This window comes from Bacteroidia bacterium, assembly GCA_025056095.1.
In the GTDB taxonomy this organism is placed as follows: Bacteria; Bacteroidota; Bacteroidia; order JANWVE01; family JANWVE01; genus JANWVE01.
The window spans coordinates 1-10379 of the sequence record JANWVW010000098.1 but is presented as its reverse complement, the minus strand read 5'-3'; the positions used below and the strand labels follow the sequence as shown (position 1 = coordinate 10379).

10 protein-coding genes and 1 pseudogene are annotated in these 10379 nt (G+C 34.8%); all 11 read left to right on the top strand.

Translation table 11 applies throughout. The features are described from left to right. A partial coding sequence (locus NZ519_08345; protein ID MCS7028760.1) for a hypothetical protein occupies positions 1-329 on the top strand: 329 nt, incomplete at its 5' end. 909 nt (positions 330-1238) lie between these two features. Further along, positions 1239-1379 carry a hypothetical protein gene (locus tag NZ519_08340; protein ID MCS7028759.1) on the top strand — a complete coding sequence of 47 codons (141 nt, stop codon included), beginning with the start codon at positions 1239-1241 and terminating at the stop codon, positions 1377-1379. A 33-nt stretch (positions 1380-1412) separates the two neighbouring features. Next, a complete protein-coding gene (locus NZ519_08335; protein ID MCS7028758.1) occupies positions 1413-2051 on the top strand; it encodes a hypothetical protein in 639 nt (212 codons plus the stop codon). A gap of 110 nt (positions 2052-2161) precedes the next feature. Beyond that, positions 2162-3568, top strand: coding sequence for an ATP-binding domain-containing protein (locus NZ519_08330; GenBank protein MCS7028757.1), 1407 nt, complete (start codon positions 2162-2164; stop codon positions 3566-3568). Between the two features lie 28 nt (positions 3569-3596). Further along, positions 3597-5387, top strand: a complete 1791-nt coding sequence (locus NZ519_08325; protein ID MCS7028756.1) for a hypothetical protein — start codon at positions 3597-3599, stop codon at positions 5385-5387. Beyond that, positions 5362-6831: a class I SAM-dependent methyltransferase gene (locus NZ519_08320; GenBank protein MCS7028755.1), complete on the top strand. Its 1470-nt coding sequence runs from the start codon at positions 5362-5364 to the stop codon at positions 6829-6831. Before NZ519_08325 ends, NZ519_08320 begins: the two co-directional genes overlap by 26 nt. 95 nt (positions 6832-6926) lie before the next feature. Then, complete coding sequence (locus NZ519_08315) at positions 6927-7505, top strand: alpha-ketoglutarate-dependent dioxygenase AlkB (GenBank protein MCS7028754.1); 579 nt, start codon at positions 6927-6929, stop codon at positions 7503-7505. A gap of 831 nt (positions 7506-8336) precedes the next feature. Continuing rightward, positions 8337-8453: pseudogene (locus NZ519_08310) on the top strand (tyrosine-type recombinase/integrase). Positions 8454-9130: 677 nt separating this feature from the next. Then, positions 9131-9391 carry a hypothetical protein gene (locus NZ519_08305; GenBank protein ID MCS7028753.1) on the top strand — a complete coding sequence of 87 codons (261 nt, stop codon included), beginning with the start codon at positions 9131-9133 and terminating at the stop codon, positions 9389-9391. A gap of 9 nt (positions 9392-9400) precedes the next feature. Further along, complete coding sequence (locus NZ519_08300; GenBank protein ID MCS7028752.1) at positions 9401-9850, top strand: hypothetical protein; 450 nt, start codon at positions 9401-9403, stop codon at positions 9848-9850. Between the two features lie 142 nt (positions 9851-9992). Beyond that, the coding region (locus NZ519_08295) for a hypothetical protein (GenBank protein MCS7028751.1) at positions 9993-10379 on the top strand (387 nt) is incomplete at its 3' end.

Here is a 10379-nt window from a genome sequence, read left to right as displayed (position 1 = left end):
CCACAAATGTTAAACCACTTAGTGATAGCGAGCGAAAAGAACCCACATTTAGGGACGACCATTATCCAATAGGTTTTAAAGATTTTGTAGAAAAAGTTTGGATAGAAAACAAGTGGATTAAAACTTGTTGGTCCTTACCTTATGACAAACAGCGATCGATCAAGGGTATTGGTTTTACGGTCAAACAAGATAAGAATAAGAACATTATTGTAGGCACTTATCAGGACAAAAATAATTTTGGAGCAAGATTTCAAGTAGTGCTTGCAGACGAAAGCAGTGAAAGTTTGAATTGGGCAGCAGACCAACTGAATCAAAAGTACCGAGAATAAAAACGCAAATGCCCAACATCATGTTTACAAGGGTCGCCCTGCAAAAAAGCAGGTTAAATTACTTAATGCAGGCTTTTCTGCTTTCAATAAGCTTTGTACGTAGGTCAAATCTCGTTCCTCGCAAATATTTCTCCGCTGGCAGCAAGCCTAAAACGACACGACACAGCAAACATTGACCGTTTGACACATTTTGACAAGAAACCAACATACAAACCCTATTGAAAACGGACAACGAGTAAGCCAACACGCATTGCCCCTTTAGTATTTCTCTATATTTTCTCCCTCACTTTAAAACAAGTGCGGAGTATTCACAAGCACCGCTGAAAGAAAAGTTAACACTGCGAATAATTTTAGCCTACCAGCACATTTAGCTTTGCCTTATCTATAAGCAAACCTTATTGCAAAGCCGAAAGGAAAACTCTTTTCGCCGTTGCATGTCCTCCGAACAACTACATCTTTGTATTGCTGCTAACAAACTCACCGTTGTTCGTGTCCTCACGAACAACTCCATTCTCGCATCGCCGCCAACCACTGAGTGACTTTTACCATCAAACGTTAAAAAACATCATCACTGTTCATGTCCTCACGATGCCGTTGTTCGTGTCCTCACATCACCGTTGTTCGTGTCCTCACGAACAACTCTATTATTACATGCCACTAACTGATTTTACCATCAAACATTAAACATCCACTCACTGCTGCTGATTTTCGTGCAAGTGAGGTTAATTTGCGCAGGACATAAGGTAAAAAAGACCGTTGTGTGATGCTGTCACCAGATATTCTCCGCCCTAAAAAAATTAGTACAAGGAGCTTGCAAAAGATTTTTCAAAGGGCTAAGTTACGGGCAAAAATTCGCAAAAATGTAAGTTTGCAACGCATCTGCACGAGGCTGGTACCAACATTCGTATCATTCAAGAGCTTTTAGGGCACAATAGCTCTAAAACTACTGAAATATACACACACGTAAGTAAACGAACGATTCAGAAGGTACAAAGCCCTTTAGACGCGCTGATGCAAGACAAAAATGCGAACAAAAGTTCGTATAAGTAATAGTTGGTAGTAATAATTATAAAATAGCAAAATATGAATACTATTTGGAAAATTGCTTTATTAATTGTTTTGCTAAATAGCTGTGGCAACAAGGTAAGTATTGACACTCAAACGTATTTCTTGAGTTATATAGATAAATTACCCGACCCCAATATTCCGACATCAGATTCAATAACAGCAGAGCAAAATGAAATTATTAAAAAGTACAGGCTTGGTGTATACATTCCCAAAAATTTTAAATCTGTTATAGATATAAACGATAAAGAGGCTTTTATTTTTTATAATTCATTGGATAGTAGCCTTTTATTGGCTAAGTGCTTTACAATGACTGATACTATCTATAAACAAATTGAAAAAAGCACAAAATATGACAGTCCAATTTATGGATCTAATTACAACGATCTTTCGGAATTTAAGCACTTTAAACTTTGTGAAAAAATTATTACCGACTCTTTAATTGGACCATTTTTATTCGGAGGGACTTTATTTGAACTTCTCGGTGCCGAAAATGTAATGCATCAAGAATTTTTACCTAAATCAAAAAAATATCAATTTGGAGAGTTTACAATACTATTTGACCATAAAAAATATCTATTTATAATTTCTTTACATAACGGATATAGTGATGACTTAAATGACAAACCCAGATGGCAGGCTTTTAGATTTAACTAATTGATTGAAAAGAAAATTACTACCACTAACACGGGTTTTACGTCAGGCGGTGACGTGCAAATTTGGAGATTTGTGCTTTTATTCAAGTTCAGTGCTTGGTTGACAGTTTTGTGCTCCGAAACCCGCCTTCGCCAAGCGCCAAAACGTTGCATGATATTTTAGAAAAACAAAACAGCCAAGAAACAATGGCAAAATTTAAATTCAGACTTCCGAGCCAAGACGACATAAGAAACTCTACGAACGGACAAATTATGTTGAGCATAATCAACAATGATTATGACGAAAAATTTTCTCTTGTAACAGGTTGTCCTGGTAGTGGTAAAACAACCGTTTCCATTTTTAGGCTGATACGCCTACTAAAAAATAGAAAACCCGCCATATTACTTACCTACCAAAGAATGTTGAAAGTTGCCATTGAAAACTTGCTTGCAAAGCAAGGAATATCAAATAATAAAGTGAATACTATCCATAGTTGGTTTCCAAGCACAACAAAAAGATTGTTGGGATATGAATTAGATGAAACGGATTTTAAAATATCTTATGATACTTCAAAAAGTGCCTATAAAGTATTCAGCAGAACCAAATGTTGGTATATCAAAAAAGAATATATAGATCAAGCCAAATCTAATGGATGGGTTGAAACGGATTATTCTTCACGCTTAACAATTCAACAAGGTGTTTGTGTAATATATGATCGGGGAGAATATAAATTTTACAAAAAACTGTCTGCATTCGAAATAGAAAATGCTTTGCGTGGAAAAGTAGGCAATATGGAACTTATACTTGACGAAGCGCAAGATCTTGAAGAAAGAATTTTTCAAGCGTTTCCGAAAGTATTTGGCAGAATGACAATTGGTGCAGACAATGACCAACAAGTGCACGAAGGTTCAGGTGCAAGCGAAACGATAATAAAGCAAGAAATAAGTCATTCATTAAACGAGTTTACTCTACAATTCAATTACAGGAACACTTATCAAATCTATAATTTTGCAAGGTACTTTGTTCCGAATAGCCCCAAAGCAAACGATAGTCAAACGTTATCAGCACTGAAACGATATAAGAATAACGGAGATTTACCCGAAGTACTTAAATTTAGCGATCAGTCTGATATGCAAAGCAGATTAAAGACAATCATTGAAAACTATAAAGGTTTTAATATTGGTGTATTGTTTCCGTTCAAAAACCAAGTTGAAAACTATCATTCCATAATATCAGGCTTTGGCTTTGAGTGTTCTAAGTATTACTCTGAAATGTCCGAAGCAGAAAAATCTAAGACCGAAAATGACCTAAAAAACATATTGGTTACAACCTTCATTTCTGCAAAAGGAATGGAGTTTGATATTGTAATTATGCCTGAATTTGAGAGTTTAAGAAACACAGACGAAGCCAAAAGGCAGGCTTATGTGGGTTGCACACGAGCTAAAAATAGGTTAGTCATTATGTACACAGGTAGCAAGCCGTCTATTTTAAACAACTTTCCAAGTGATACTTACGATACAGGTGATTTGTTTTATTAATTTGACAAACAGTTAAAAGAAAAAAACAATGGCAAAATATACTATACAACAGCTAAATAAATTAGGCAAAGAAGAAGTTGCAAAAATTGCAGCAACCCTAAATATTTCTGTTTCCACCAAATCAACAAAAAAACAGATTATTGAAAGTATTATTAATTGTCAAAAGGTACCAAGCTTATTCACTGATAAACTGCCAAGTCAAAGTAACAACAGCAATATTGATTTATCAAGAGTTAGTAAGGATAAACTTGATAGTTTATATATATCTTCTTTTGTAATTCAAATAAACAAGTCTAATTTATTAGACTATTTTGGAAGTGCTTTGATATATCCAGTGAATTACGAAACAAGAGAATTGGCAAGAAGCCAACGCACTAAGGATATTCAGCATTTTTCACCTAATCATTTACTCATTTCAGACGGCTTTACTGATGAGCCTAACGAGCAACAAGTTTTGATAGAAGTCGCATTAACCGATTTTGACAAACAAAATTTAGAAAGACTTCACGAAGTGGTTTATCTTTTACCCTATCCTTTACCCATATCCCGTGTAAATAAAATTTATTTTGCAAGTAAAGAAAGCCAAGAGAATAGTATTGCGTCAGCCAGTACATTCCAAGATGCTTTTTTACCAATTCATTTGTTTGATATTTGGACTGAATCCATTGAAAACAGAACTAACATAGTTCGAGAAATTCAAGTATCTCAAATTACTGCAAATAAAAATCTTAAAACTGAAAGCCAAGATAAGTTTAATAGGATTTTGGGTATGTTAGCGTTTATGAAAAATGCTGAAATATATTACGCCAACGAAACTTATGAATTGGCAATTTATAGCGACAAATATCTAAAACTATTAAGAGAAATAAACCCTTTCTTTGATAAACCTGAAATTGGCGTATTGGATAAAGGTAGTTTGTCATTTTACTCAACACTTATTAAACCTAAAAACAGTCCAAACGATACCTTGCAAAAAATTGTCAATGCAATTTATGCCAATGAAACATTTCGCAAAGACATACTTAAACAAATTTTAGGTACACCAACCGAAGAAGTACAAAATGCTTTCAAACTCTTGGTTGGAGACAAAACATTAGAAGCTTTACAAGCAATTGACCAATTAAAACCCGCAGCATTAGAATTAATATTGCTTGCTTTCTTGTTTCGTTTCCGAGACAAAGAAGGTAGCGATAAATATGCTCTGAAAGAGCAGTTACCTGAATTAATCAACAGAAAAACCCTAAAAACGATACGGACACACAATAGAGCAAGTATTGTTTTAGCGGTTTTAGGTTTGTATTATGGTTATAGAAGTTTGCCCAAAGATGAAGAGATTAATTTAAATGACAGTTATTTTGCTTCGTTTAGCAAAAACGGTAAATTCAATATCAAGTACAAACTTGATAATTTGCTTGACAGAATAACTATTGAAAGTGTCTATCAATTTTGCTTTTGGGATAATCAAAAAAATGATTTTGGGTTTCTAAAAGACGATAAAACAGTCGTCAAGTATGACCTTAATGAAGGTTATTCGGACGAGAAAACGTTTTCTATTGTTGAAAACTATCCAATAATAAGAATTTCAAAATGCCACTCAGAGCCTAATAAAAGGCTTAAAAATCAAACTATGGGTATGTGGGCAAAATTTATATCATTCATTAATGTCTTAAAAAAAAATGGCTTGGCACAAGGTGATGTAACTTTTGATACTACGGAATTTAACGTTTGGCTTCATAATAATCCAAGTTCCGACTTAGCAAATCTACTTGCAGAATTTCAAACATTGCAACAAAATGAACCTACAAATAATCAAGGATAAATTACTTTCAGCAAGCTCTGCAAATGAATTGGTAAACTTCATTCAATCTAATAGGAATGAAATTGAATGTTATTTTGTTTCGTTATCCGATGAACAAATAGAACAAGATAAATTTGATTTGCAATCGGCTTGTTTAGAGTTTATCAATTCACCAATATTCCAGACAAATAAATCAAATCCTGATTTCATAGAGATTATCACGCTCTTTGCTGAGCTCTTTGAAAAGATTGGCTTTTACGGTGCTATTGCGATTATCCGCACTAATCTACCCAAGGATAGTTCAATCAGACACCGCCTTAATGCGGTTTATTTATACTCACGTATTGGCAGAAATACCGAGTATATAGAAAAATTTAATGAAATTTTAGAGTCCCTTGAAAAAGCACAAAATTTTGCAGAAGTTGACTACACAGGACAGGTAATACAAGACACCATAAATTATTATTTACTTGGGAAAAAGGCTTTTGAAGCCACTCAGCAAACCGAACTCTTAGATAATTTTAAGACACTTTTCAATTCGCCACAATCTAAGCAAAGGTTTAAGTTCCTCAATCATCCATCACTCAAAGAATACTTAAACGGATATATTACAGATACAATATTTGTTGAACTAATTGAAGAGAAAGTTTATACACCATCTGCGATTACTCAACGAGTGTTTCAAAATTTGATAATAGACCATATCAATACATCGGGCTATTTACAAAAATATAGTAACGATGAAATAAGAGCAGATATTCTAAATTATGGCATGGCTGATTTTACCACAGCATACAAAGACCTAACCCCATACGATAGAGTACAACTCTATTGCTATTTCAATATGCGAAAGCATTTTTTCACAACCTATGCGGTTTATGAAAAGATATTTACAACTCTAAATAGTAATGTTTTTCAAAAAAACAAAGAATTAGTCTTTATAGATTTTGGTTGTGGTCCTCTTACGAGCGGTTTAGCCTTAGCAAGCCTTTACTATGATAATGAAAATGAGCCAATTTCAATGCGATATATCGGTATAGACATTGCAGAAAGTATGCTTGAAAAGGCAAAAGAATTTTCAGAAACGGAATTGTTTAGCCCTAATTCAGTGTTTAACTTTTATAGTAGTTGGGATTTAGTGCCTGATAGGGTAGTAGCAGAAATTACGCAAAACAATTCTTTTGTGATTTTTAATGCTTCTTATCTGTTTGCGAGTAGTTCGTTAGACGAGAAAAGCCTTGCATCATTTGTTAATAAAATCACATCACACTTGATAAGCACAGCCTATTTTGTATTTCAAAATCCAGATAGAGCAGATAGGAACGAAAAATACAAAAAGTTTAAGAAATATGTAGTACATAAAATTGAAGCAAGCGACACACAGAAAGTTTACTACAAGAATAACTCAAATTCTACGTTTGAGCCATCAAGCGAAGTTGTGAATTATGAAATTCTATCACTTTAACTCTTACGACAATGCAAATATCATTATTTGACAACCCTGCAACAGAAAAAAAGATTTCGGAAATCAACCCAAAAACACTTAATGACTTGGCATCATTGTCAAAGATTAAGGGCTTGTTATATATCCCTGAGTACATTACAAAAGAAGAACATGAATCATTTTGGCAGTCTGTAAATGCTGAAAATTGGTTAGGAGATTTAAAAAGGCGGGTACAGCATTATGGTTATAAGTACGACTATAAAGCCCGATTTATAGACTATTCAATGAAAATTGGCGAACTACCTGAATGGGTAATACCATTTGCTAAAAAACTATATCAAGAAGGGTATATGCCTGCTATACCCGACCAACTAATTGTAAACGAATATAAGCAAGGACAAGGAATTGCAAGCCACATTGATTGCGAGCCGTGCTTTGGAGATACGATTATTTCATTGAGTTTAGGTTCTACTTGCGTAATGGAGTTTACCAACAAAAAAACAGGAGAAAAAATTGAAGTCTTATTAGAACCAAGAAGTTTAGTAGTTTTAAAAGATGATGCTCGATATTTATGGACACACGGAATTAAAGGAAAAAAAGCCGACTTCTTCAAAGGAGTGAAATATGAAAGAACAACACGCATTTCATTGACTTTCAGAAATGTAATACTGAATACTTGTGCGATAAAAAAATAAAAACATCGTACAACATTGCATTTGTGCAAGGCGGGCAGACGTGCTAAATTCAGGCTTTTCTGCTTTCAATAAGCTTTGTACGTAGGTCAAATCTCGTTCCTCGCAAATATTTCTTCGCTGGCACCAAGCCTAAAACGACACGACACAGCAATCATTGACCGTTTGACACATTTTGACAAGAAACCAACATACAAACCCTATTGAAAACGGACAACGAGTAAGCCAACACACATTGCCCCTTTAGTATTTCTCTATATTTTCTCCCTCACTTTAAAACAAGTGCGGAGTATTCACAAGCACCGCTGAAAGAAAAGTTAACACTGCGAATAATTTTAGCCTACCAGCACATTTAGCTTTGCCTTATCTATAAGCAAACCTTATTGCAAAGCCGAAAGGAAAACTCTTTTCGCCGTTGCATGTCCTCCGAACAACTACATCTTTGTATTGCTGCTAACAAACTCACCGTTGTTCGTGTCCTCACGAACAACTCCATTCTCGCATCGCCGCCAACCACTGAGTGACTTTTACCATCAAACGTTAAAAAACATCATCACTGTTCATGTCCTCACGATGCCGTTGTTCGTGTCCTCACATCACCGTTGTTCGTGTCCTCACGAACAACTCTATTATTACATGCCACTAACTGATTTTACCATCAAACATTAAACATCCACTCACTGCTGCTGATTTTCGTGCAAGTGAGGTTAATTTGCGCAGGACATAAGGTAAAAAAGACCGTTGTGTGATGCTGTCACCAGATATTCTCCGCCCTAAAAAAATTAGTACAAGGAGCTTGCAAAAGATTTTTCAAAGGGCTAAGTTACGGGCAAAAATTCGCAAAAATGTAAGTTTGCAACGCATCTGCACGAGGCTGGTACCGACATTCGTATCATTCAAGAGCTTTTAGGGCACAATAGCTCTAAAACTACTGAAATATACACACACGTAAGTAAACGAACGATTCAGAAGGTACAAAGCCCTTTAGACGCGCTGATGCAAGACAAAAATGCGAACAAAAGTAATAGTTGTGCCTAATTTTACAGTAAATACGCTTTAAAGTGTCGGATTAAGCTGAAAACCGACCTCAAAAACAAAAAAGTAAGCAACAGGGAGAGCCGAAAACTGTTACTGTTAAAAGAGTAGGCAAATTAAAACGTTTAAATTATGGCTTCAATTTCTGAAATCATTTCCAAGTTAAGTCAAGAAATTTATAGTGTTCTTGACGGACAGTTCTATATGAACGACGGAACAAAAGTTACCTATAATCCTTGCAAAGACCCAAGGTATCTAGGTTGTTTTTATTGTTCAATTATTGAACCAAATGGGACGAAACGACCAACAATTATTATTGACCCCAAGACAGGAAGACAAGTTGGATAAAAAAACGCACAACTACGGCTTAAAACGGCAACAGCCCCTATGCGGGGCTACTGTGTTTAGCCTTGTGTTATGGGCAAGTTTAATAAAGCCTTGTTCTGAAATAAGTTGACAACCCAAAGGGACAAAAAAGAAGGAAAAATGGAGACCAGAAACCATTACAAAAACGGGGCGAAACCGAAAAGCCAAACGAATAGGAATAAATAAATAAATAAATACAATTAATGGACACAAAAAAATTAGAAAATTTGGTAACTAAAATAGGAGTTGGGCTCTTATTTTTCTTAACATTCGTTGGTATTATTTTCGTCTTTGACGTTGCTTTTGATTTAGACCTTTTTAATGATTCTATGAAAAAAGCTGCGGGGATATTTCTAGGAATTGTTTGTGTGCTTGTTGCTAGTTCAGTATTAGTGAGCCTTATGTTGAACGTATCAAGAATAGCAAATTCAATTGAAGAAATTTCTAAAAAAAGAGTTGAAAATGAAGTTGAGAATAAAACGGTTTAAAGTATATCTATGTTAAAGAAAATCCTTAAATACGTTGGTATTGGACTTTTATTGTTCATCTCTCTAATTGTTTGGATATTGTTTATTCAGCCAAAAATTGACCATAACAAAAATTTAAAAGATTTGGAAAGTCACATTGAGTTTTTCAAGTCAATTAAACACCCAGAGAAAACATCTGAAATATATTATAGAGCATTTTTTGGCAATTCAACTGGGACAAGTAACTACTGTGAACATATTATAATCCAGATTAGAAAACATAATCCATCGGAAGAAAATAAAATAACAGAATATTACAAAACTAATTATAGCGGAGTTAGTGTATCATTTGTCAAAAGTCTTGAAGAATGTTGTGGAGACGATGAATATGGTTATAGATCCTTTGCTATAGTTATTTTGTCCAAGACCAGCCAAAATTCACCTATGAAACAGCAAAGGAGTTTTTACCAGTTTATATAGTGGAATATTAGGTTGATGGTTCACACCTATTAGATTGGGAATGCAATTAAATATAAAAAACCAGCCCATAACAGCCGTTTGCCGCAATGGGGGCTGACGTGGTTAAATCAAGTGTAGTGCTTCTATCAACATTTGTGCTTGGTTGACAGTTTTGTGCTCCGAAACCCGCACGAACGCCAAGCCCGAAAACGTTGTGCGGTATTTTAAAAACGACAGACCAAGAAGAATGGAATACAAAAACTTTATAGACAACCTTTCGCAAAACAATGCGAACTACTTAACCCCTGAACAGGCAATCAATCAAGCCAATTCTCTTGATCTGCTTTCAAGAGACATTTATACTGATAGCGAAAGATTTATATATGAACTTCTGCAAAACGCAGATGACGCAAGTAATCAAAGCGGGTTTCTTGATGTTCGAATTGACATTATTGGAGATTTTGTTATAGTTTCACATAAAGGCGAACCATTCTCTAAAATTGATATCGAAAGTATATCCAGTGCAGGGGATGGAACAAAAGCAGGTGAC